This window comes from Metapseudomonas otitidis, assembly GCF_011397855.1.
GTDB classification, from domain to species: Bacteria; Pseudomonadota; Gammaproteobacteria; order Pseudomonadales; family Pseudomonadaceae; genus Metapseudomonas; species Metapseudomonas otitidis.
Window position 1 is genome coordinate 4,606,275 of sequence record NZ_AP022642.1, and the last position, 22,753, is coordinate 4,629,027.

Annotated in this window: 26 protein-coding genes and 2 tRNA genes; 6 read left to right on the top strand and 22 right to left on the bottom strand. The window is 65.0% G+C overall.

Translation table 11 applies throughout. The annotated features are described in order from the left end of the window. The first annotated feature begins 80 nt into the window (after positions 1–80). Positions 81–317, top strand: a complete 237-nt coding sequence (locus PotMrB4_RS21215; protein ID WP_142015445.1) for a type II toxin-antitoxin system ParD family antitoxin — start codon at positions 81–83, stop codon at positions 315–317. Next, on the top strand, positions 314–637 hold the full coding sequence (locus PotMrB4_RS21220; RefSeq protein ID WP_172434412.1) for a type II toxin-antitoxin system RelE/ParE family toxin: 324 nt from the start codon (positions 314–316) through the stop codon (positions 635–637). Before PotMrB4_RS21215 ends, PotMrB4_RS21220 begins: the two co-directional genes overlap by 4 nt. 61 nt (positions 638–698) lie before the next feature. On the opposite strand, the gene PotMrB4_RS21225 is transcribed toward PotMrB4_RS21220, so the two are convergent. The 4 genes from PotMrB4_RS21225 to dapA form a co-directional block, all read right to left on the bottom strand. Beyond that, a tRNA-Ser gene (locus PotMrB4_RS21225) sits at positions 699–788 on the bottom strand. A gap of 149 nt (positions 789–937) precedes the next feature. After that, positions 938–1,807 (bottom strand): phosphoribosylaminoimidazolesuccinocarboxamide synthase, encoded by an 870-nt coding sequence (locus PotMrB4_RS21230; RefSeq protein WP_044414056.1) that lies wholly within the window; start codon positions 1,805–1,807, stop codon positions 938–940. Positions 1,808–1,929: 122 nt separating this feature from the next. Then, a complete protein-coding gene (gene bamC, locus PotMrB4_RS21235) occupies positions 1,930–3,045 on the bottom strand; it encodes an outer membrane protein assembly factor BamC (protein WP_044414059.1) in 1,116 nt (371 codons plus the stop codon). A gap of 18 nt (positions 3,046–3,063) precedes the next feature. Next, entirely contained in the window at positions 3,064–3,942 is an 879-nt protein-coding gene (dapA, locus tag PotMrB4_RS21240) for a 4-hydroxy-tetrahydrodipicolinate synthase (RefSeq protein WP_044414061.1), read from the bottom strand. Positions 3,943–4,108: 166 nt separating this feature from the next. Here dapA and PotMrB4_RS21245 point away from each other — a divergent pair, with 166 nt between their 5' ends. Both PotMrB4_RS21245 and PotMrB4_RS21250 read left to right on the top strand, forming a co-directional pair. Next, positions 4,109–4,666, top strand: a complete 558-nt coding sequence (locus tag PotMrB4_RS21245) for a glycine cleavage system protein R (RefSeq protein WP_044414064.1) — start codon at positions 4,109–4,111, stop codon at positions 4,664–4,666. A gap of 16 nt (positions 4,667–4,682) precedes the next feature. Then, positions 4,683–5,156 carry a peroxiredoxin gene (locus PotMrB4_RS21250; protein WP_069562186.1) on the top strand — a complete coding sequence of 158 codons (474 nt, stop codon included), beginning with the start codon at positions 4,683–4,685 and terminating at the stop codon, positions 5,154–5,156. Positions 5,157–5,210: 54 nt separating this feature from the next. On the opposite strand, the gene PotMrB4_RS21255 is transcribed toward PotMrB4_RS21250, so the two are convergent. Together PotMrB4_RS21255 and PotMrB4_RS21260 are read right to left on the bottom strand one after the other, a co-directional pair. Further along, positions 5,211–6,290: an AI-2E family transporter gene (locus PotMrB4_RS21255; protein ID WP_074971884.1), complete on the bottom strand. Its 1,080-nt coding sequence runs from the start codon at positions 6,288–6,290 to the stop codon at positions 5,211–5,213. Positions 6,291–6,312: 22 nt separating this feature from the next. Further along, positions 6,313–6,552: a sulfurtransferase TusA family protein gene (locus PotMrB4_RS21260; protein WP_044414073.1), complete on the bottom strand. Its 240-nt coding sequence runs from the start codon at positions 6,550–6,552 to the stop codon at positions 6,313–6,315. 106 nt (positions 6,553–6,658) lie between these two features. Here PotMrB4_RS21260 and PotMrB4_RS21265 point away from each other — a divergent pair, with 106 nt between their 5' ends. Further along, a complete protein-coding gene (locus tag PotMrB4_RS21265; protein ID WP_044414076.1) occupies positions 6,659–8,092 on the top strand; it encodes a M48 family metalloprotease in 1,434 nt (477 codons plus the stop codon). A 60-nt stretch (positions 8,093–8,152) separates the two neighbouring features. Here the strand turns inward: PotMrB4_RS21265 and nadA are convergent, their stop codons facing one another. The 16 genes from nadA to aspS all read right to left on the bottom strand — a co-directional run bounded on the left by nadA (position 8,153) and on the right by aspS (position 21,340). Beyond that, positions 8,153–9,211: a quinolinate synthase NadA gene (nadA, locus tag PotMrB4_RS21270; protein WP_172434413.1), complete on the bottom strand. Its 1,059-nt coding sequence runs from the start codon at positions 9,209–9,211 to the stop codon at positions 8,153–8,155. 187 nt (positions 9,212–9,398) lie between these two features. Beyond that, positions 9,399–9,474, bottom strand: a tRNA-Lys gene (locus PotMrB4_RS21275). A 59-nt stretch (positions 9,475–9,533) separates the two neighbouring features. Continuing rightward, complete coding sequence (gene queC, locus PotMrB4_RS21280) at positions 9,534–10,208, bottom strand: 7-cyano-7-deazaguanine synthase QueC (protein ID WP_172434414.1); 675 nt, start codon at positions 10,206–10,208, stop codon at positions 9,534–9,536. 1 nt (position 10,209) lies between these two features. Next, positions 10,210–10,857 carry a 7-carboxy-7-deazaguanine synthase QueE gene (gene queE, locus PotMrB4_RS21285; RefSeq protein ID WP_172434415.1) on the bottom strand — a complete coding sequence of 216 codons (648 nt, stop codon included), beginning with the start codon at positions 10,855–10,857 and terminating at the stop codon, positions 10,210–10,212. 118 nt (positions 10,858–10,975) lie between these two features. Beyond that, positions 10,976–11,797: a tol-pal system protein YbgF gene (gene ybgF, locus PotMrB4_RS21290; protein ID WP_107328286.1), complete on the bottom strand. Its 822-nt coding sequence runs from the start codon at positions 11,795–11,797 to the stop codon at positions 10,976–10,978. Between the two features lie 5 nt (positions 11,798–11,802). Further along, positions 11,803–12,300: a peptidoglycan-associated lipoprotein Pal gene (pal, locus tag PotMrB4_RS21295; RefSeq protein WP_044414089.1), complete on the bottom strand. Its 498-nt coding sequence runs from the start codon at positions 12,298–12,300 to the stop codon at positions 11,803–11,805. A 59-nt stretch (positions 12,301–12,359) separates the two neighbouring features. Beyond that, a complete protein-coding gene (tolB, locus tag PotMrB4_RS21300) occupies positions 12,360–13,664 on the bottom strand; it encodes a Tol-Pal system beta propeller repeat protein TolB (RefSeq protein WP_074971887.1) in 1,305 nt (434 codons plus the stop codon). Further along, positions 13,661–14,683 (bottom strand): cell envelope integrity protein TolA, encoded by a 1,023-nt coding sequence (tolA, locus tag PotMrB4_RS21305; protein WP_107328285.1) that lies wholly within the window; start codon positions 14,681–14,683, stop codon positions 13,661–13,663. Before tolA ends, tolB begins: the two co-directional genes overlap by 4 nt. Continuing rightward, positions 14,683–15,141, bottom strand: coding sequence for a protein TolR (tolR, locus tag PotMrB4_RS21310; RefSeq protein WP_044414098.1), 459 nt, complete (start codon positions 15,139–15,141; stop codon positions 14,683–14,685). The genes tolA and tolR overlap by 1 nt, the downstream gene beginning before the upstream one ends. Before the next feature lie 36 nt (positions 15,142–15,177). Then, the gene (gene tolQ / locus PotMrB4_RS21315) at positions 15,178–15,873 is read right to left on the bottom strand and encodes a protein TolQ (protein ID WP_044414101.1); all 696 of its coding nucleotides are present in this window, start codon (positions 15,871–15,873) and stop codon (positions 15,178–15,180) included. 2 nt (positions 15,874–15,875) lie between these two features. Further along, positions 15,876–16,322, bottom strand: coding sequence for a tol-pal system-associated acyl-CoA thioesterase (ybgC, locus tag PotMrB4_RS21320; protein ID WP_044414103.1), 447 nt, complete (start codon positions 16,320–16,322; stop codon positions 15,876–15,878). 86 nt (positions 16,323–16,408) lie between these two features. Next, a complete protein-coding gene (gene ruvB / locus PotMrB4_RS21325) occupies positions 16,409–17,461 on the bottom strand; it encodes a Holliday junction branch migration DNA helicase RuvB (protein WP_044414106.1) in 1,053 nt (350 codons plus the stop codon). 6 nt (positions 17,462–17,467) lie between these two features. After that, a complete protein-coding gene (ruvA, locus tag PotMrB4_RS21330) occupies positions 17,468–18,073 on the bottom strand; it encodes a Holliday junction branch migration protein RuvA (RefSeq protein ID WP_172434416.1) in 606 nt (201 codons plus the stop codon). Positions 18,074–18,094: 21 nt separating this feature from the next. Next, positions 18,095–18,619: a crossover junction endodeoxyribonuclease RuvC gene (gene ruvC, locus PotMrB4_RS21335; RefSeq protein ID WP_044414112.1), complete on the bottom strand. Its 525-nt coding sequence runs from the start codon at positions 18,617–18,619 to the stop codon at positions 18,095–18,097. Between the two features lie 133 nt (positions 18,620–18,752). Next, positions 18,753–19,502 (bottom strand): YebC/PmpR family DNA-binding transcriptional regulator, encoded by a 750-nt coding sequence (locus PotMrB4_RS21340; protein ID WP_044414115.1) that lies wholly within the window; start codon positions 19,500–19,502, stop codon positions 18,753–18,755. A 62-nt stretch (positions 19,503–19,564) separates the two neighbouring features. Then, positions 19,565–21,340, bottom strand: a complete 1,776-nt coding sequence (gene aspS / locus PotMrB4_RS21345; RefSeq protein ID WP_172434417.1) for an aspartate--tRNA ligase — start codon at positions 21,338–21,340, stop codon at positions 19,565–19,567. Between the two features lie 244 nt (positions 21,341–21,584). Between aspS and PotMrB4_RS21350 the strand changes: the two genes are divergently transcribed. Continuing rightward, positions 21,585–22,694 (top strand): HD domain-containing phosphohydrolase, encoded by a 1,110-nt coding sequence (locus PotMrB4_RS21350; protein ID WP_172434418.1) that lies wholly within the window; start codon positions 21,585–21,587, stop codon positions 22,692–22,694. Positions 22,695–22,753: the final 59 nt, after the last annotated feature.

Sequence of the window (22,753 nt, forward strand, 5' to 3'; positions counted from 1 at the left end):
CTGACCCGGGGCTCTGCGACACTGGCCTGCGGTATCCGGTGCTAAGATTCTTTGGCAATTTTTGCCAAAGGGTGAACGCGATGAGCACCATGAACATTTCCCTGCCCGACAGCCTCAAGAGCTTCGTCGACGAACAGGTCAGCCAGCGCGGCTACGGCACCAGCAGTGAGTACGTGCGCGAGCTGATCCGCAAGGACCAGGATCGTCAGCGCCTGCGCAACCTGCTCCTGGAGGGCGCCTCGTCATCCCCTGCCACTCCGGCTGACGACACCTACTTCGAAGCACTGCGCAACCGGGTCCGGAATGCCAAGGCATGAAGGCCAAGCCCATCATCCCCCGGGTACGGGCCAACCAGGATATCGACGACACCATCAGCTACTACCTAAGCAAAGGCGCCGAGCAGGCAGCACTCGGCTTCATCGACGCGCTGGAGAGAACGTACAAGCGCATCGGTCGCCAGCCCGAGGCGGGCTCATCGCGGTACGCCCATGAACTCGACCTGCCGGGGCTACGCTCATGGGCGCTGGGGCGTTATCCCTATCTGGTGTTCTATCTGGAGCGCGAGGACCACATCGATGTGTGGCGCGTCCTGCACAGCCGTCGGGATCTACCAGCCTGGATGCAGTCGGGCGACTGAAAGCACAGGCGCGGAAAGCACAAAGCCCCTGGCTCTCTCGAACCAGGGGCTTTGCTGTGTATGGCGGGAAGATAGGGATTTGAACCCTAGGTGCCATTGCTGACACAACGGATTTCGAATCCGTCCCGTTCGGCCACTCCGGCATCTTCCCGAACGGCGCGCATCATACCAGCTCATCCGCCGATGGCGAAGCCCATGAGGCGATTTTTTCGCGTGGTTTCAGATGCTTGCAGCAGGTCGGGCTTCCAGCCGCCTGCCGCTCCGTTATCGGGTGCGGCAGGCGGTGGGCGTAAACTCGGCTCAGGCGGTGAGCTTGGTGAGGGCTTCGCGGTACTTGTCGGCGGTCTTCTGGGCGACGTCGGCCGGTACGGCGGGGGCCGGCGGCTCCTTGTTCCAGCCGGTGGACTCGAGCCAGTCACGGACGAACTGCTTGTCAAAGCTGGGCGGGTTCTTGCCTTCGACGTAGCTCTCGACGGGCCAGAAGCGGCTGGAGTCGGGGGTGAGCACTTCGTCCATCAGGGTCAGGGTGCCGTCTTCGTCGATGCCGAATTCGAACTTGGTGTCGGCGATGATGATGCCGCGGGTGGCGGCGTATTCGACGGCGGTGCTGTAGAGGGCGATGGCGGTGTCACGGACCTTGGCGGCCAGTTCCTTGCCGATGATGGCTTCGCACTGTTCGAAGGAGATGTTCTCGTCGTGGTCGCCGACGGCGGCCTTGGTGGAGGGGGTGAAGATCGGCTGGGGCAGCTTGGAGGCTTCCTTGAGGCCGGCCGGCAGCTGGATGCCGCAGACGGTGCCGCTCTTCTGGTACTCCTTCCAGCCGGAACCGACGATGTAGCCACGGACGATGGCTTCGACGGCGACGGGCTTGAGGCGCTTGGCGACGACGGCGCGGCCTTCGACGAGGGGCAACTCGGCGGCGGGGACGACGTCTTCGACGCGGTCACCGGTGAAGTGGTTGGGGACGATGCCGCTGAGCTTGTCGAACCAGAAGTTGGAGATGGCGGTGAGGATCTTGCCTTTCTCGGGGATGGGCTGGTCGAGGATGACGTCGAACGCGGAGAGCCGGTCGGTGGCAACCATGAGCATGCGCTTGTCGTCGATCTCGTACAGGTCGCGGACCTTGCCCGAATAGATCTTCTTCAGGCTCAGGGTGCTGGGAGTGGTCATGTCGTTTTCCGCCTCTATCAAACGAAACAGGCGAAACCGGGGTTTCGCCTATCGGGTTCCGCAGCCTGCACGGGGCCGGCCATTGGATGCCGGGCGGCGCGAGGGCCGCCCGGTTTCGGCTGTCAGCCGAGGTTTTCCTGGATCAGGGTCAGCACGCGGCGCGCCACGTCGGCGGGGGCGACGGTGTTGAGGTCCTTCTCGACGGTGACCTGGACGCTCTCGCCGACGCGGGTCAGGCGGACCTGGTAGCGCTCGGCACGGGCTTCGATCTCTTCCTTGCTCGGCGCGCTGCCGAACAGGCGGCTGAAGAAGCCGGGCTCCTTGTCCTTCTCGGCACCCTCGGCGAGGTTGATGTAGTAGACGCCGAGGCTGCGGTTGATGTCGTCGACGCGGACGTCGCCCATTTCCAGGGCGCGGCCGACGCTGGACCAGCCGCGGTCGAAGTCGGCACCGAGGTTGAGCACGGGGTTGCCGCTGCCGTCCTGGGTGAGGGTGACGCGGCTGGGGGCGTCGAAGTCGCGGGCGGCGAGCAGGGAGACGGAGCCGCCCTGTTCGGCGCTGCGGGCCAGGGTGGCGAGCATTTCGTCCATCAGCGCGGCTTCCAGGCCCGGGCTGTCGGAACGGCTCGGCCAGCCGGTGTCGGCGCTGCTGCCAGCCGGGCGGCTGGTGGTGAGGATGAAGATCTCGGAGGTGTTGCGCTGCACGCCGGGCTCAATGCGCACGCGGGCACGCACTTCGCTGTCGGGCTCCAGGCCGCTCACGCGGCTGCCGAGGCGGCGGGCCAGGGGGGCGGAGAGCTGGTCGAGGCGCTGCCAGGCGGTGCTGAATTCACCGGTCTGCGGGCGCTCGTCGGCGATGCGGAAACCGCCGTCCTCGAAGAACTGGCGGGCCACCGGCCAGACTTCGGCCGGTACGCGCTGGGCGACGACCCAGCGGGAGTCGCCGCTCTTCTGCAGGCTGTACTCGCTGACTTCGCCACGCACCTGCAGGGGCTGCGGGCGCGGGACTTCGTAGTCGGGGTCGGTGCGGTTGTCGGCGACGTTGGCCGGGATCGGCAGCAGCGGGTCGAGCCGCTTGCTGTCGGCATCCGCCGGCAGCTGCATGGGCGCGGCCTGGCGCGCTTCCTGGTAATCGTTGCCGCGGTCGCGGAAGTAGCCTTTTTCGCCCCAGAGCCAGCCGCAACCGCTGGTACTGGAGATCATCAGGGCGAGCGCGGAGAGTCCGGCCAGTCGCTTCATGCGTTGTTGCTCCAAGGGTTAGGCAAGCACGCCGGACTGGCGCAGGGCCTGGCGCAGGGGTTCGTGGCAGCGGGGGCTGAGCCAGGTGAGCGGCAGGCGGATGCCGTCCGGGATCAGGCCCATTTCGTGAAGCGCCCACTTGACCGGGATCGGGTTGGACTCGATGAACAGGGCCTTGTGCAGCGGCATCAGCTTGTCGTTCAGGCCACGCGCGGTGGCGGCATCGCCGGCCATGGCGGCGGCACAGAGCTGGGCCATCTCGCGGGGGGCGACGTTGGCGGTGACGGAGATGTTGCCCTTGCCGCCCATGAGCATCAGCTCGACGGCGGTGGCGTCGTCACCGGAGTAGACGAGGAAGTCCTTGCTGACGCGATCCAGTACTTCCTGGCCGCGCTTGAGGTCGCCGGTGGCTTCCTTGATGCCGATGATGTTGCCGATCTTGGCCAGGCGCTCGACGGTCTCGGGCAGCATGTCGCAGACGGTGCGGCCGGGGACGTTGTAGAGGATCTGGGGGATCGCGACGGATTCGGCGATGTGGCGGAAGTGCTGGTACAGGCCTTCCTGGGTCGGCTTGTTGTAGTAGGGGGTCACCAGCAGGCAGGCATCGGCGCCTACGTCCTTGGCGGCTGCGGTCAGTTCGACCGACTCACGGGTGGAGTTGCCGCCGGTGCCGGCGATGACCGGGATACGGCCGTTGACCTGATCCACCACGCGGCGGATGACTTCGACGTGCTCGGTGACATCCAGGGTGGCCGATTCGCCCGTGGTGCCGACCGCGACTATGGCGTTGGTGCCTTCCTGGAGGTGGAAATCCACCAGCTTGGCCAGGCTCGCCCAGTCCAGTTGACCCTGCGCGTCCATGGGCGTGACAAGCGCCACCATACTGCCCGCAATCATGCAACCGCTCCTGCCGGAAAAAGAGAGCGGTAATGGTACTGGCGGCCTGGGTCCAGCACAAGGTGACACGGGGCCTGCCAGCATTCCCCTTGGCGGCGCTTTTCGCTACCCTTCCCGCTTTGATAGACGCGGCCTCGCCGCCCTCCCCTCGCTTTAGGAACGCTGCATGTCCACCACCCCGCCCCGCGAACAATTCCTCGTGATCAGTGCCCTTGGCCGGAACCCGATGGACCTGACCACCGTGCTCTGCCGCGCCAGCCAGGAAAACCGCTGTGCCGTGGTCAGCAGCCGCATGACCCGCCACGGCGAGTACTGCGCCCTGGTGCTGCAGGTTTCCGGCAGCTGGGATGCGCTGGCGCGCCTGGAGTCCGGTGTACCGGCCCTGGCCAAGCGCCACGACTTCACCACCCACATGGTGCGCAGCGGCCTGCTGGAGCCGCGTCCGAACTCGATGCCGTACGTCGCCTATGTGAGCGCGGTGTACCGCCCGGACATCCTCAGCGAGCTGTGCCAGTTCTTCCTCGACCACCGTGTGGAGATCGAGAACCTGACCTGCGACACCTACCAGGCGCCGCAGACCATGGGCACGATGCTCAACGCGACCATCACCGTGACGCTGCCGGCCGGCACCCAGATCAGCTGGCTGCGCGATCAGTTCCTGGACTTCGCCGATGCGTTGAACCTGGACGCGCTGATCGAACCGTGGCGTCCGCAACACCCCTGAACAGAGGAGCTTTCCCATGGCCGTGAGCCTCGACCAGCCCGTCGCCGATTTCACCGCTGCCGCCACCAGTGGCGTGGAAGTGAAGCTGTCTGACCTGCGTGGCAAGCAGGTGGTGATCTACTTCTACCCGAAGGACAGCACCCCGGGGTGCACCACCGAGGGCCAGGACTTCCGTGATCGCCACGGCGCGTTCGAAGCCGCCAACACGGTGATCTTCGGCGTCTCCCGCGATGGCCTGAAGTCCCATGAGAACTTCAAATGCAAGCAGGCCTTCCCCTTCGAGCTGATCTCGGACAAGGACGAGGCGCTGTGCCAGCTGTTCGACGTGATCCGCCAGAAGAAGCTCTACGGCAAGGAGTACCTGGGCGTCGACCGCAGCACCTTCCTGATCGACAAGGACGGCGTGCTGCGCCAGGAATGGCGCGGTGTGAAGGTGCCGGGCCATGCCGACGAGGTGCTGGCCGCTGCGCAGGCGCTGAACAAGGCCTGAGCCCCCCGCCGCAATGAAAAATGCCGCGAATCTTCGCGGCATTTTTTTTGCCCGTCACATGATGGGCGCAGGCCCGGCCGGCTCCGCAGAAGTGCGTGGCCAGGCATCCAGCACGGCCTTGAACAGGGTGGCCAGGGGGATGGCGAAGAAGATGCCCCAGAAGCCCCACAGCCCGCCGAACAGCAGCACGGCGCAGATGATGGCCACCGGGTGCAGGTTGACCGCCTCGGAGAACAGCAGCGGCACCAGCACGTTGCCATCCAGGGCCTGGATGATGCCGTGGAGGACCATCAGGTAGATGAACTGGTCGCCCCAGCCCCACTGGAACAGACCGATCAACGCCACCGGCACGGTGACCACCACGGCGCCGATGTAGGGCACCACCACCGACAGGCCCACTAGCAGCGCCAGCAGTGCGGCGTAGTTGAGCCCGAGGGAGACGAAGGCGACGTAGGTGACGCCGCCGCAGATGACGATCTCGATGACCTTGCCACGGATGTAGTTGGCGATCTGCTGGTGCAGCTCCTTCCACACGCGGGTCATCAACTGCCGCTCGCGGGGCAGGTAGCCGCTCAGCCAGCGCAGGATCAGCTCGCGGTCCTTGAGGAAGAAGAACACCAGGATCGGCACCAGCACCAGGTAGATCATCAGGTTGACCAGCAGCGGCAGGCTGGAGAGGGAGAAGGTCAGCGCCCACTGGCCGAACTTGCCGATCTCGCTGCGGGTGACCTCGATGGCATTGAGCACCTGCTCGTCGGTCACCAGGTGCGGGTAGCGCTCCGGCAGCAGCAACAGCAGCGACTGCCACTCGCCGAGCATGCGCGGCAACTCGTTGAAGAGGTTGCTCAGCTGCTGCCAGAGCAGCGGCAACAGCACCACGAGGAACAGCGCCAGCAGGCCGATGAACAGGGTGAACACCACCCAGACGGCCGCCGGGCCCGGCATCCGCAGACGCTCCAGCTGGTTGACCAGCCCCTGCATCAGGAAGGCGAGCACCAGGCCGGCCAGCACCGGGGCGAGCATGTTGCCGAGGGTGAGCACCAGGGTGAAGCCCAGCACGAGGAAGACGGCCAGCACCACGGCCTCTTCATCGGAGAAGTAGCGCTGCACCCAGTCACGAAGCACCTTGAACATCGGAATCCCTCGAACGCGGCGCTCAGGCCTTGCGCAACCAGTAGCGGAACACGCCGTCGGCGGCGTCCTCGTGCAGCAGCTCGTGTCCGGCCAGGCGGGCGAAGGCACGGAAATCGCGTTGCGAACCGGCGTCGGTGGCGGTGACCTTGAGGACTTGGCCGCTGGCGAGGCGGTTGAGTTCGAGCTTGGCCTTGAGCAACGGCAGGGGGCAGTTGAGCCCACTGGCATCCAGCTCGGCGTCGAAGGGGACGGCGTCGGTCATGGGGCATCTCCAGAAGGGCGCCTAGGATACAGAAGCGTTCTCTGCGCTGGCCAGCCGAGCGGAATGAAAGCTACATTTACGCCTTTGCCGCTACGAGCCACCGTGCATGAACCCGTTGCGCCCTACCCTGCTAGCGCTTGCCTGTCTCCTCGCCACGCCGGCCATGGCCGATGACCTGCCCTCGCTGGGGGACGCCAGCTCCTCCATCGTTTCGCCCGACCAGGAACACAAGCTGGGCCGTGCATGGCTGGGCCTGCTGCGCGCACAGGTGGAGCAACTGCCCGACCCGCAGCTCAAGGAATACGTGGAAAGCAGCGTCTACCGGCTGGCCGAGTCCAGCCAGTTGCAGGACCGCCGCCTGGAATTCGTGCTGCTGAAAAGCCCGCAACTGAACGCCTTCGCCGCACCCGGCGGGATCATCGGCGTCAACGGCGGCCTGTTCCTCTATGCGCCCAACGAAGCCGAGTACGCCTCGGTCATGGCCCACGAACTCGCGCACCTGTCCCAACGCCACTTCGCACGCGGGGTGGAAGCCCAGCAGCGCATGCAGATCCCGGTGATGGCAGCGATGCTCGCCGGCATCGTCGCGGCAGCGGCCGGCGCCGGTGACGCGGGCATGGCGGCGATCATGTCGACCCAGGCAGCGGCCATCCAGGAGCAGCGGCGCTTCTCCCGCCAGAACGAGCAGGAGGCCGACCGCATCGGCCTGCTCAACCTGGAAAAGGCCGGCTATGACCCACGCGCCATGCCGAACATGTTCGAGCGGCTGATGCGCCAGTACCGCTACGACTCCAAGCCGCCGGAATTCCTGCTGACCCACCCGGTGACCGAATCCCGTATCGCCGACACCCGCAACCGCGCCGAGCAGCTGCCTGCTGGTGGCGTGGAGAACAGCCTGCGCTACCAGCTGATGCGTGCGCGGGTGCAGCTGATGTTCGAGGAAACCCCGGGCATCTCCGCCAAGCGCTTCCGCGCCATGCTGGACAGCGATCCGAAGCTGGACGCGGCGCGCTACGGCCTGGCCATCGCCCAGATCAAGGCCGGCCAGTTGAACGAAGCCCGCGAGGCGCTGACGCAGTTGCTGGCCAAGGCGCCCAACGAGGTGGCCTACAACCTGGCCCAGGTGGACCTGGACATCACCGCCAACCGCCTGCCGGACGCGCAGAAGCGGGTGGACCGGCTGCTCGGCCTCTACCCTGCCAGCTACCCGCTGAAGCAGGCCCGGGTGGACCTGCTGCTGAAGCAGAACAAGCCCCAGGACGCCGAAAAGGTACTGGACGACCTGGCCCGCACCCGCGCCAACGACCCGGACATCTGGTACCAGGTGGCGGAAGTGCGCGGCCTGGCCGGCAACACCATCGGCCTGCACCAGGCCCGTGCCGAATACTTCGCCCTGGTGGGGGATTTCGACCAGGCGATCGAGCAACTGGACTTCGCCAAGCGCCGGGCCAGCAGCAACTTCCCGCTGGCAGCCCGCATCGACGCGCGCCAGCAGGAGCTGATCGAGCAGCAGAAGGCGGTGAAGCAGATGATGCGCTGAGCCTGCGCGAAACGAAAAAGCCCGGACATCGATCCGGGCTTTTTCATGGGCGCTGTGGGCTCAGGCGTTGCCGCTGAGTCTCATGCGGGCGGCATGGGTGAAATCGAGCATGCGCTTGAGCGGCTTGACGGCACGAGGGATCAGCGCGGCGTCGACGAAGATCTCGTTGCTGCCTTCACGCAGGCACTGCAGGGTGCGCTCCAGGGTGTTCATGGCCATCCACGGGCAATGGGCGCAGCTGCGGCAGGCGGCACCGTTGCCGGCGGTGGGCGCTTCGATGAACTGCTTGTCCGGGCAGAGCTGCTGCATCTTGTAGAAGATGCCGCGGTCGGTGGCGACGATGAAGGTCTTGTTCGGCAGCGTCTGGGCGGCCTTGATCAACTGGCTGGTGGAGCCGATGGCATCGGCCAGCTCGATGACCGACTCGGGCGACTCCGGGTGCACCAGGATGGCGGCGTCCGGGTAGAGCGCCTTCATGTCTTCGAGCTGCTTGGCCTTGAACTCCTCGTGGACGATGCAGGCACCGTCCCACAGCAACATGTCGGCGCCGGTCTCACGCTGGATGTAGCGGCCCAGGTGCTGGTCGGGTGCCCAGAGGATCTTCTCGCCGTTGTCCATCAGACTCTCGACGATCTCCAGCGCACAGCTGGAGGTGACGACCCAGTCCGCCCTCGCCTTCACGGCTGCGGAGGTGTTGGCATAGACGACGACCGTGCGCTCGGGGTGCTGGTCGCAGAAGGCGGAGAACTCATCCACCGGGCAGCCCAGGTCGAGGGAGCACGTGGCCTCGAGGGTCGGCATCAGCACGCGCTTCTCGGGGTTGAGGATCTTGGCGGTCTCGCCCATGAAGCGCACGCCAGCGACCACGACGGTCTGGGCAGCGTGCTGGTTGCCGAAGCGCGCCATCTCCAGGGAGTCGGAGACGCAGCCGCCGGTCTCTTCCGCCAGCGCCTGGATGACCGGGTCGCAATAGTAGTGGGCCACCAGGACGGCGTTCTGCGCCTTGAGCTCGGCCGCGATCGCCTGGCGCAGCTGGGTCTCTTCTTCGGGCGTCAGTTGCCGGGGTTGCTTGGCCGCCAGGTGGGCCTGGACGAGGAAACGTTCGGAGAGCTGGGACATGTCTGCGGACCTGCGGGACGCCTGAGCGTGGAAGCCATGTAGAACCACGGGCCGGACGACGGTCAGGCACGTGGGCGGCGGATGATAGCGCAGATCAATGACGGGGTGGATGGCTGCGGCGCCACAACGAAAAAGCGGGAAGACCTTTCGATCTTCCCGCTTCTGTTGGCCTCTTCGAGGCCTTGTATGGTGGGTCGTGTAGGATTCGAACCTACGACCAATTGGTTAAAAGCCAACTGCTCTACCGACTGAGCTAACGACCCAACGCGAGGCGTATAATACTGATTTTATTCAGGAATTCAACACCCCTCGGAAAAATTTTTCAGAAATAGGGTGTCGGATCTTCCACGCCGGCCGCCGCAAAGCCTGCGGCACGCAGCCGGCAGCTGTCGCACTTGCCGCATGCACGCCCCTGGTCGTCGGCCTGGTAGCAGGAAACGGTCAGGCCGTAGTCCACCCCCTGGGCGATACCGGCCCGGATGATCTCGGCCTTGGAGAGGTTCTGCAGCGGCGCCTGGATACGGAACCCCTGCCCTTCCACACCCGCCTTGGTGGCGAGGTTGGCCATGCGTTCGAAGGCGTCGACGAACTCGGGGCGGCAGTCCGGATAGCCGGAGTAATCCACGGCATTCACACCAATGAAGATGTCGCGCGCACCCAGCACTTCGGCCCAGCCCAGCGCCAGGGAGAGGAACACGGTGTTGCGTGCCGGCACATAGGTGACGGGGATGCCCTCGGTGGGGCTCTCCGGCACGGCGATGCTGTCGTCGGTCAGCGCCGAGCCGCCGATGCCGTTGAGGTTGAGGCCGATGACCTTGTGCTCCACGACACCCAGCTGGCGAGCCACGCGCTCGGCTGCCTGCAGCTCGGCCCGGTGCCGCTGGCCGTAGTCGAAGCTCATGGTGTAGCAGGCGTAGCCGTCGGCACGGGCCAGGGCTACGACGGTGGCGGAATCCAGGCCGCCGGAAAGAAGGATGACCGCTTTCTTGTCGCTCATGTCAGTGTCCCGGTTCGTCGTTCCAGAGAATCTTGTGCAGCTGCAGTTGCAGGCGGACGGGCAGGTTGTCCGCCACGATCCAATCGGCCAGTTGGCGCGCGTCCACCTGGTGGTGGCTGGGGGAGAACAGCACCTCGCCGGCCCGCTGTTCAAGGCGGTACTCGATGAGCTTGGAGACCGCCCAGTCGTAGTCCTCACGGGAGCAGATGACGAACTTCACCTGGTCGTTCGGGGTGAGCTGGGCAATGTTCTCGTAGCGGTTGCGCGCGACTTCGGCGGAGCCGGGCGTCTTGAGGTCGAGCACGCGGCTCACGCGGGTGTCGACGGCGGCGATGTCGAGCGCGCCGCTGGTCTCCAGGGACACCTCGTAGCCGGCATCGCACAGGCGCGCCAGCAGCGGGATGCAGTTGGGCTGGGCCAGCGGCTCACCCCCGGTGACGCAGACATGGCGCGGCCGGTAGGCGGCCACCTGCTCAAGGATGTCGTCGAGGGACTGGAGTTGCCCGCCATTGAAGGCATAGGTGGTGTCGCAGTACTGGCAGCGCAGGGGACAGCCGGTCAGGCGCACGAATACCGTCGGCAAGCCGGCGGTACGCGTCTCCCCCTGCAACGAGTAGAAGATCTCGGTGATTCGCAGGGTCTGTTGCATAAGGGCCACGGGCGTGACGGCGAAACAGGCCATCCGCCTCCGTTGCGGGTAAGAAGGGCGGCGATTCTAAACGAAAAAACCCGCGACGGGCGCGGGTTTCTCGATGGACGCGAGGGACTCAGCGAAGACGCTGCAGGTCGCGCTGGGCCAGCTGGGCAGCCGAAGTGCCCGGGTACTGGGAAATCACCTGGCGGAGGATGCCCTTGGCCTTGTCGGCGTTACCCAGGCGCTGCTCGACATCGGCGAGCTTGTAGAGCGAGTCGGGCACCTTGGCGTGCTGCGGGTAGGTCTGGCTGACACGGGCAAAGGCCTGGCCAGCACCTTGCAGGTCGCCTTTGGCCAGATTCACTTCACCGAGCCAATACTGGGCATTACCGGCGTACTGGCTGTTGGGGTATTTGCGCAGGAAAGCGGTGAAGGCCTGGCTGGCCTTGTCGAAGTCCTTGGCCTTGATGAGGTCGAAGGCGGCTTCGTAGTAGAGCTTTTCCTTGGCGGGGTCGGCAGGCTCGTTGCTCGCAGCAGGTTGCTGGGCGGGAGCAGCCGGGGCACCGGCGGCGTTGATGGCGCCATCGGCGGGAGCATTCTGTTGGGCCGGAGCCGGGGCACCTGCGGCGCCAGAGCTCAGCCGGCTGTCCAGGTCCTGGTAGCGTTCCAGGCTCTGTTGCTTCAGCTGTTGGATCTCGTTCTGCTGTTCTTCGACCATGCCGCGCAGGCGACCGATCTCTTCCTGCATCTGCTGCAGTTGCATGAACAGCTCGCCCTGCGCGGAAACCGGGGCTTGCGCCCCGGTTCCGGCATAGGCGCCGTTCGTACCATAACCAGCGGGCGGATAGGCGCCGTAACCGGCGTTGTTTCCGTCCACCACGGGAACCTCGGCAAACGCTGCGAAGGGCAGGCTACCCAGGGCCAATACAGTCAAAGCACGACGGCACTTGCGCATAGCTATTACTTACGCAGCTCTACGCGACGGTTCTGAGCCCAGGACTGCTCGTCGTTGCCGGTGGCAACCGGACGCTCTTCACCGTAGGAAACCAGCTCCAGCTGAGCCGGGGAAACGCCCTGCAGAACCAGGTAGCGCTGAACGGCCTTGGCACGACGCTCACCCAGAGCCATGTTGTACTCGCGGGTGCCGCGCTCGTCGGTGTGGCCTTCCAGGACAACGCGGTTGCCGTTGGCTTTCAGGTCCTTGGCGTGTACGTCCAGAGCGCGCATGGCTTCCGGCTTCAGGTCGGAGCTGTCGTACTCGAAGTAGAAGGTGGTGATGGCGCGCAGAGCGGCTTCTTCGCTCAGGCTGGAATCCAGACCACTGTTGTTGGCGTTGTAGCCAGCGTTCGGATCTACGGCGCCTTCGCCGGAGTTTTCGCCGCCCTTGGAGGAGCAACCTACTGCTACGGCCATGGCCAGAGCCAGTGCTGCGAATTTACCGAACTTGATCATTTCCATCGTTGTAACTCCTAATGAGCCCCAGTGTGTTTAGCAAAAAGCAAATAGTCAGCACCGCGTCAGTTCAGGTACGGCGACCAGGACGGTTCGCGGATATCGCCTTGAACGGTTGGAATTGGAAGCCGCACGCGCCCATTGGTGGACACGAGCATCAGGACTCCCTGGCCCTGCTGGCGGGTGGCGTAGATTAGCATGGTGCCGTTGGGCGCAACAGTGGGCGAATCGTCCAGCGAAGTGTTGGAAAGGATGCGCGGAGCGGCCCCGGCACGGGTCAGATCGAGGGCGGCCACCTTGAAGTTGGTGAAGCCATCCTGGCGGTGGATCATCACCAGGGTCTTCTCGTCAGCGGAGAGTTTCGGGTTGGCGTTGTAGTTGCCCACGAAGGTCACGCGCTGCGGTTCCCCACCGTTGATGTTGGCCTTGTAGATCTGCGGCTTGCCGGCACGATCGGAGGTGAAGTACAGGGTCTGGCCGTCGGCGCCCCAGAAGGGTTCGGTGTCGATGGCCATGTGGTTGGTGACGCGGCGCAGCTGACGGCTGCCCAGGTCCATCACGTAGATCTCCGGGTTGCCGTCCTTGGACAGGACGAATGCCAGGCGATTACCTTCCGGCGACCAGGCCGGCGCACCGTTGAGGCCTTCGAAGTTGGTGATCTGCTCGCGGCGACCGGTATCGATGTGCTGGATGAAGATGCGCGGACGCTTCTGCTCGAACGAAACGTAGGCGATGCGCCGGCCATCCGGCGCATAGCGCGGCGAGAGGATCGGCTCGCGGGATTGCAGCAGGGTCACGGCACGGGCGCCGTCATAGTCGGAGCGCTGCAGGGTATAGCGGGTGTTGTTCACCGAGAAGCGCTCTGCGGTGACATACAGCATGCGGGTGGAGAAGGCGCCCTTCACGCCGGTGAGCTTCTCGAAGGCCTGGTCGGAGACGTAGTGGGCCATGTCACGCAGCTGGTCGGTGGAACCGCTGACGGTTCCGGCGAACACCTGCTGCTCGGTCGCGACGTTGAACAGGGCGAACTGCACCTGCAGGCGGCCTGCAGCCGGCACGATGCTGCCGACGAGCACGTACTGGGCGCCCAGCGCCTTCCAGTCGCGGTAGATCACTTCGGCTGCCTGGGTCGGCAGGCTGATCATGTTCTGCCGCGGGATGGGCTCGAAGTAGCCGGAATTGCGCAGGTCATTGCCGATGATCTCGGACATGTCTTCCGGCAGCACGGTGCCGCCCTGCCAGCCGAACGGGACGACGGCGATGGGCGTGGCGCTGTTGGCACCGCCGGTAATCAGTAGCGGGTCAGCGGCCTGAACGGTACCGACCAGCATGGTCAGACCGAGCAGGACGATACGAATCAGTGTGTTCACAGACCTAAATCCTCCGGTTTGAAGATGACGCGACGCTGCCTGTAGAGCTTATCGAAGGTAGCGCGATCCAATTGTTGCATTTCGGGGATACGACCTACGTTGCGCACCGCCGCCACGGCGGAGCTGTCGAATGGCGCATCACCGCTGGAGCGGGTCACGCTGGCGTTGGTGACGGTGCCATCCGGAAGCATCTGGATCAGCAGTTCGACACTCATGCCCTTGCGCGTGGTTGGCGGCTTCTGCCAGTTCTCGCTGATCAGCTTGATGATCAGGTCATCCAGGCTACCAGCCACCTGGTCGCCTACCTCATCGGCAAGCGCCTGCTGGTTCTCGGCCTTGTCGGACAGGAGGTCTGCCAACGCAGCCGCCTTCTGGTCACGGGCCGCCTTGCGCTTGGCTTCTTCCGCCGCTTTCTTCTTGGCCTCTTCGGCTGCCTTTTTCTTGGCATCCTCGGCGGCTTTCTTCTTCGCTTCCTCGGCCGCCTTCTTCTTGGCGTCCTCAGCCGCTTTCTTCTTCGCCTCTTCGGCGGCCTTCTTCTTGGCCTCCTCTTCGGCTTTTTTCTTGGCTTCTTCCTCGGCCTTCTTCTTGGCGATGTCGGCCTGCTGCTTCTTGGCCGCTTCCTCGGCCGCCTTCTTGGCGTCCTCGGCCTTCTTCGCCTCTTCAGCTTTCTTGGCTTCTGCCGCCTTTCGAGCTTCCTCGGCTTTCTTTTGTTCCGCGGCCTTGGCGGCAGCCACTTTCTGCTCTTCCGCCTTCTTCATTTCCAGCTGCTCGGCTTCATACATCGGAGCCGCGGTCTTCTTGGCCTCGCCGGCGATCTTCTGGTTGGTCTGGGTGGTCGCCTGGCTCTGGGACTTCAACTGGTAAAGGGTGGCCTGGACGATGGGGCGTGCCGGTGGCAGCTCCGGGGTGAAGGCGAAGCTGACGAAGAGCATGCCGAAGATGAGCACATGCAGCCCGACAGCCCATACGACGGGCCAGAAGTAACTTTCAGAGGGGGAGCGTTCGCTCTGCTGATGCATCAGGGCGCCTCGGTGATCAGCCCGACATTGCCGACGCCGGCCTGCTGCAGGCCACCCATGACCGCCATGACGGAGCCATAGTCGACCGCCTTGTCACCCCGGACGAAGACCTGGACCTTCTTACCCTGGCTGGCGTTCTGGCTCATGATCGCGGTCACGGTGCGCACCAGGTCCGGCAGCGCCGTGGCGGTTTCGCTGCCCTTGCCCTGGTCCGGGTCGACTTCCTCGCCCATGTTCCAGTAGTAGGTCTTGTCGGCCTTGATGGAGATGGTGAGCACGCGGGAGTTGTTGTCCTGCGGCAGCACCTCGCTGGAGACCTTGGGCAGGTCGACCTTGACGCCCTGGTTGAGCATGGGCGCCGTCACCATGAAGATGACCAGCAGCACCAGCATCACGTCGATGTAGGGCACCACGTTCATCTCGGCGACCGGCTTGCGTTTATGGCGGTTTCTGGCCATGGCTTGGAACCTGTCCTTTCGTTGAACCTGCGTCTATCACTCGTCGCTGGTGTGCACCTTGCGGTGCAGGATGGCCTGGAACTCGTCGGCGAAGGTGTAGTAGCGACCGATCAGGGTTTCGCCACGGGCCGAGAAGCGGTTGTAGGCGATGACCGCCGGGATCGCCGCGAACAGGCCGATGGCGGTGGCGATCAGGGCCTCGGCGATGCCGGGGGCAACGGTCGCCAGGGTGGCCTGCTGGACCTGAGCCAGGCCACGGAAGGAGTTCATGATCCCCCAGACGGTGCCGAACAGGCCGATATAGGGGCTGGTGGAGCCAACGGTGGCGAGGAACGGCAGGCTCTGCTCGAGCTTTTCCTCTTCACGGGAAATGGCCACGCGCATGGCACGGGCCACGCCCTCCATCACCGCGTCCGGGTCGACGCCGGGCTGCTGGCGCAGGCGGGAGAACTCCTTGAAACCGGCACGGAAGATCTGCTCCACGCCGCAGTCCGGATCCGGGTTGCTGCCGGCCTGGCGGTACAGCTTGGACAGGTCGATGCCCGACCAGAAGCGCTCCTCGAAGGCCTCCAGGGACTTCTTGGCCGCACGCAGCAGGTTGCTGCGCTGGAAAATCATGATCCACGAGGTGACCGAGGCGGCCACCAGGGTGAGCATGACCAGTTGCACCACGAGGCTGGCGTTGCTGATCAGGCTCCACATGGAGGTATGGTCGACGACGTTGGCTTCCACGCTTAGTCTCCTGCAGGGGATTGGCCCGGTACGGCGGCGAAGGCTTCACGCAGCGCTTCGGGGATCGCCCGGGGTTTCAAACTGTCGGCGCGCACACAGGCCACCAGGAACTGCCCTTCGCAGAGCAGCGCATCATCCGTAACCCGCCTCACCTGTTGACGAAACTTCAGGCTCGCACGGTTCAATTCGATCACTTCGGCGCTGATGGCCAGTTCATCGTCCAGGCGGGCCGGCTTGTGGTAACGCGCTTCGGCCGAATGCACGACGAACAACAGGTTCTCCCCGACCAGCTCGGACTGGGCAAAACCCAGGCTCCGCAGGTACTCGGTTCGAGCCCGCTCCATGAACTTGAGGTAGTTGACGTAATAGACGATGCCGCCGGCATCGGTGTCCTCGTAATAGACGCGGCTCCGATGCACGAAAGGTGGGGCCTCATTTTGCGCGCGCATACTCTAGTGCTTACTCCAAGGGTTGCCAATCCGGCCCGACAACTGTTTTTGCGCCGTTCCGACGCACGCTTCGACAGCAGGGATGTTCATTCGTCACCCGGGGTGAACAAATCCCCCGAGGGCTCCTCCAGCAGCCGCCCCGGCAGCTTCAGGCCGAAGTGCAGGTAGGCATGCCGGGTAACCACCCGTCCGCGCGGGGTGCGCATGATGTAGCCCTGCTGGATCAGGTAGGGCTCCAGCACATCCTCGATGGTGTGCCGCTCTTCGCTGATGGCAGCGGCAAGGCTGTCGACGCCGACCGGGCCACCGTCGAACTTGTCGATCATCGCCAGCAGTAGACGCCGGTCCTGGTGGTCGAAGCCACGTTCATCCACATCCAGCAGGTTGAGCGCCTGGTCGGCGATGACGCGGGTGATCTGCCCCTGGGCCCGGACTTCGGCAAAATCCCGCACGCGGCGTAGGAGGCGGTTGGCGATACGCGGCGTGCCACGGGCGCGGCGGGCGATCTCGAAGGCGCCCTCCGGCTCGATGTGCAGGCCGAGGATGCCGGCGGAGCGCGCCACGATGGTGGAGAGGTCCTGGGTGTTGTAGAACTCCAGGCGCTGGACGATGCCGAAGCGATCCCGCAGCGGGTTGGTCAGCATCCCGGCGCGGGTGGTGGCTCCTACCAGGGTAAAGGGCGGCAGGTCGAGCTTGATCGAGCGGGCCGCCGGGCCTTCGCCGATCATGATGTCCAGCTGGAAGTCTTCCATCGCCGGGTAGAGCACTTCCTCGACCACGGGCGAGAGGCGGTGGATTTCGTCGACGAACAGCACGTCGCCCGCTTCGAGGTTGGTCAGCAGCGCCGCCAGGTCGCCTGGTCGCTCCAGCACCGGGCCGGAGGTGCTCTTGAGGGAGACGCCCATCTCGTGGGCGATGATGTTGGCCAGGGTGGTCTTGCCCAGGCCGGGCGGACCGAAGATCAGGGTATGGTCCAGGGCCTCCCCCCGCCCCTTCGCGGCCTTGATGAACAGCTCCATCTGCTCGCGCACCACCGGCTGGCCGATGTAGTCGGCCAGGCTCAGCGGGCGGATGGCACGGTCCAGCTGTTCGTCGCGGTCGCGGCTGCTGGCAGTGATCAGGCGGTCGGCTTCGATCATCGGGGCTTACACCATTCCTTTCAGGGCGCGGCGGATCATTTCCTCGCTGGACAACCCTTCTTCCTTGATCGCAGCGACGGCGCGACTGGCTTCCTGCGGCTTGAAGCCGAGGGCGATGAGGGCGCTGAGGGCGTCGCTTTCGGCGCTGGAAACACCGGAACCGGCCACAGGCTCGACAATGAGGGGGGCGATGGAGGGCATGTTCTCCCAGGCCTTGAAACGGTCCTTGAGTTCCACCAGCAGGCGCTCGGCGGTCTTCTTGCCGACGCCAGGGATCTTCACCAGCGTGGACGTGTCCTGGGCCTGCACGCAGCGAACCAGTTCATCTACCTCCAACCCGGACATGAGCGCCAGGGCCAGCTTGGGGCCGACGCCGTTGAGGCGGATCAGCTCGCGGAACAGCTCCCGGTCACGGCGCTCGTAGAAGCCGTAGAGCAGATGCGCATCCTCCCGCACCACCAGGTGGGTGTGCAGGGTGACGGGCTCGCCGACACTGGGCAGGCGGTAGAGGGTGGTCATGGGCACTTCCAGTTCGTAGCCGACGCCATTGACGTCGAGGATCAGGTGCGGCGGCTGTTTCTCCGCCAAGGTGCCACGCAAACGTCCGATCACGAAGAGCGTCCTTAAATGAGGTTACAAACGCAGGCGGCCACTGCGCCGCTTGGCGGTGGCCAGTCCATGGGGAATCAGGCTCTGCCGATGGTGGGCGTGGCAGAGGGCGATGGCCAGGGCGTCGGAGGCGTCGATCTGCGGCTTCTGCACCAGCTTGAGCAGGTGCATGACCATCATCTGCACCTGCTGCTTGTCGGCGCCGCCGGTGCCGGCGATGGCCTGCTTCACCTGGCTGGCGGTGTACTCGGCCACCTCCAGCCCCTCCTCCACCGCCGCCACGATGGCAGCCCCCCGGGCCTGCCCGAGCTTGAGGGCGGAGTCAGCATTGCGTGCCATGAACACCTGTTCGATGCCCATGGTGACGGGGCCGTGGGTCTGGATCACTTCACGCACGCCACGGAAGACGATCTGCAGGCGCTCCTGCAGCGGGCCCGCCCCTGTACGTATGCAGCCGGAAGCGACGTACTCGCACCCTCGCCCGGTGTCACGCACCACACCGTAGCCGGTAATGCGCGAACCCGGGTCGATACCAAGAATCAGGGTCATGCCGCCCGTCTCTCCACATGCCGGCGAACCAGCACACTGTCTATTTATCCAGCCGCGAGTATACGGACCGGCCCTCCAACAAAAAAGCCGGAAGCGCACGAGGCGACTTCCGGCTTCAGGCGCAGGCTGGAACTCAGTCCAGCTGCTCCATGATCTCGTCGGGGATCTCGGCGTTGTGATAGACGTTCTGCACGTCGTCGAGGTCTTCGAGCATGTCGATCAGCTTCAGCACCTTCTGGGCGGTCTCCAGGTCGGCAATGGGAGCGCTGATGGACGGGATCATGGCGATCTCGGCTTCCTCACCCTTGAACCCGGCGGCCTGCAGGGCCTCGTTCACGGCATGGAAGTCGGGGAAGCTGGTGGACACCAGGGCGGAACCGTCCTCGCCCATTTCCACATCCTCGGCACCGGCCTCCAGGGCTGCTTCCATCAGCGCATCTTCGTCGACGCCAGGGGCGAAGCTGATCTGGCCCTTGCGGTCGAACATGTAGGCGACGGAACCATCGGTCCCCAGGTTGCCCCCGCACTTGGTGAAGGCGTGGCGCACTTCGGCGGCAGTGCGGTTACGGTTGTCGGTCATGGCCTCGATGATGATGGCCACGCCACTGGGCGCGTAACCCTCGTAGGTCAGCTCGGCCATGTTGTCGGCATCGTTGTTGCCGGCACCACGGGCGATGGCGCGATCGATGGTGTCGCGCGGCATGTTGGCGGTCAGCGCCTTGTCCACGGCCAGGCGCAGACGCGGGTTGTCCGCCGGGTTCGGGCCGCCGTGCTTGGCCGACACGGTCAGCTCACGGATCAGTTTGGTGAAGATCTTGCCCCGCTTGGCGTCCTGCCGACCCTTGCGGTGCTTGATGTTGGCCCACTTGGAATGACCAGCCATAACGCACTCCGTACTCTGCTTTGACGGACGGCGCCCTGGGGCGCCGTCGCGGTTGGTTCTACTTACTCAGCCTTGGGCTGCTCGCGCAGCCGGATGTTCAGCTCGCGCAGGGCCTTGGCATCCACGACACCCGGCGCCTGGGTCATGACGCAGGCGGCACTCTGGGTTTTCGGGAAGGCGATCACTTCGCGGATCGACGAGGCTCCGGTCATCAGCATCACCAGGCGGTCCAGGCCGAAGGCCAGGCCGCCGTGCGGCGGAGCACCGAACTTCAGGGCGTCCAGCAGGAAGCCGAACTTCTCCTGCTGCTCGTCTTCGCTGATGCCCAGCACGCGGAACACCGCCTGCTGCATCGCCTTGTCGTGGATACGGATCGAACCGCCACCCAGCTCGGTGCCGTTGAGCACCATGTCGTAAGCGCGGGACAGCGCGGCGGCCGGGTTGGCCTCCAGCTCTTCCGGGCTGCACTTGGGCGAGGTGAAGGGGTGGTGCATGGCGGTGAGGCTGCCGTCGTCGTTCTCTTCGAACATCGGGAAGTCGACCACCCACAGCGGGGCCCACTCGCAGGTCAGCAGGTTCAGGTCGTGGCCCAGGCGGATGCGCAGAGCACCCAGGGCGTCGCAGACGACCTTGGCCTTGTCGGCACCGAAGAACACGATGTCGCCATCGACCGCGCCCACGCGATCGAGGATCACGTTCAGGTTCGGCTCGGCGATGTTCTTGACGATGGGCGACTGCAGGCCCTCGACGCCCTTGGCGCGCTCGTTGACCTTGATGTAGGCCAGGCCCTTGGCACCGTAATTGCCGACGAACTTGGTGTACTCGTCGATCTTGCTGCGCGGCATGCTCGCACCGCCCGGTACGCGCAGGGCGGCGACGCGGCCTTTCGGGTCGTTGGCCGGGCCGGAGAAGACCTTGAAGTCGACATCCTTCAGTTGGTCAGCCACGTCCACCAGCTCCAGCGGGATGCGCAGGTCCGGCTTGTCGGAGCCATAGCGGCGCATGGCTTCGGCCAGGGTCATGTGGGGGAATTCGCCGAACTCCAGATCCAGTACTTCCTTGAACAGGTTGCGGATCATGGTCTCGGTGATGCCCATGATGTCGTTCTCATCGAGGAAGCTGGTCTCGATGTCGATCTGGGTGAATTCCGGCTGACGGTCGGCACGCAGGTCCTCGTCGCGGAAGCACTTGGCGATCTGGTAGTAGCGGTCGAAGCCGGCCACCATCAGCAGCTGCTTGAAGAGCTGGGGCGACTGCGGCAGGGCGAAGAAGCTGCCGGGATGGGTGCGGCTGGGCACCAGGTAGTCGCGGGCGCCTTCCGGAGTGGCGCGGGTGAGGATCGGGGTCTCGACGTCGAGGAAGCCGTTCTCGTCCAGGTAGCGGCGGATGCTGCTGGTGATGCGCGAGCGCAGCTTCAGCTTGGCGGCCATTTCCGGGCGACGCAGGTCAATGAAGCGGTAGCGCAGGCGGGTTTCCTCGCCCACGTCGGAGTACTCGTCCAGCGGGAAGGGCGGGGTTTCGGCCTGGTTCAGTACTTCCAGCTCATAGCCCAGCACCTCGATGGCACCGGACGCCATGTTGGCGTTGCGCGCACCCTCGGGGCGCAGGCGCACCTTGCCGGTGATCTTGACCACGTACTCGCTGCGCACGCGGTCGGCCTTGACGAAGGTGTCGGCACGATCCGGGTCGAAGACCACCTGGGCCAGGCCTTCACGATCGCGGATATCAAGGAAGATGACCCCGCCATGGTCGCGACGGCGGTGAACCCAGCCGCAAAGGGTGATTTCCTGGCCGTCCAGGCTCTCGTTCAGTTGGCCGCAATAATGGCTGCGCATCATGGTCGTGTTTCGCTTCTCTGAGTCGTGAATTCGTCGGGCCGCTGGGCACGAGGGGAAATATCGTCCATCGGCGCCAGACCGGCCGACAAGGCGACCGGAGGCGCATCGCCCCGGTGCTTCGGCAGGCCGAGCACAGGCCCGCAACCGTGGCAAAGGGCCGGATTATATATGGTTAATCGATACCGCGCAGCCGCCCGCCCACAGGCTTTCTATACTCAAATCCCCGAGCACGCGGAGCCTCGCCATGGCCACCCAACGCCCAGCAGACTTCAATCAGGACCTCCTTGATGATTTCCGCCAGGAAGCCTACGAGGGCTTCAATCGCTGCGAGCAATTGCTGATCGACCTTGAGCGCACGCCAACCGATCCGGAGCGACTGCGCCAGCTCTTCCGCCAGGTCCACAGTTTCAAGGGCAACCTGGGCTACGTCGGCCTCGAACGCCTCAACACCCTGCCTCAGGCCCTGGAGGATGTCCTCGACCAGCTGCGCGAGGGACGGCTGACCTTCGACAGCCTGCTGGGCGACATCATGCTGCTGATACTGGATCGCCTGCGCGATCTGGTCAGGGGCGCACTGGCCGGCGAGCCTGGACTACCACCCGACACCCTGCCGCTGGCCAAGGCGCTGTCGTCGCTGGCCCTGGCGCCCGAGCAACGGCAGACGGAGATGCGCCAGGCCTTGCTGTTCCGCCTGGACCCGAACACGCGATTGACCACGCCACAGGCCGCCCCCGTAACAGCCACCGGCGCCCTGACACGCCACGGGCTATCGGATGACCCCGACCTGGCGTTCTTCCTCGACCTCATGCAAGCCGCCGAGCGGCGCTCGCACTATTGGCTCGGTCGGGGTGAGCGCCAGTTGGAGGTGGCACTGGCGATGAACCACCGCGCCGGCCACCCCGTCGACCCGCGTCAACTCGCCACGGCCGTATGCCTTCATGACCTGGGCATGGCGCTGATGCCCCTCCCCCTCCTGCACAAGGCCGAACGCCTGACTCGGGAGGAACGCCGTCTGATGCAAGCGCATCCTCGGATGGGCGCCGATCTGCTGCGACGCCTGCCCCAGTGGGACGAAGCGGCCGAGATCATCCTTCAGCACCAGGAGCACGCGGACGGAAGCGGCTATCCCAAAGGGCTACGCGAGACGGAGATCGTCCCCGGCGCGCTGATCCTGAACATCGTCGACACCTTCGACGCCCGCACCCACGAACGCGCCCACCAGACGCTCAGCAAGCGCCCCGTCCTGCGTGCGATCCTGGAGATCAATGGCCTGGCCGGCAGCCAGTTCAGCGCCCACTGGGTCGAGGTATTCAATGCCTGCCTCGGCGAAGAGCCCCACCTGACCCGGCTGTAACGCCCGCCGCGCAGCCGCTCCCCGGTGCGCGACGATAGGCATAAGGCATCGCAACCATT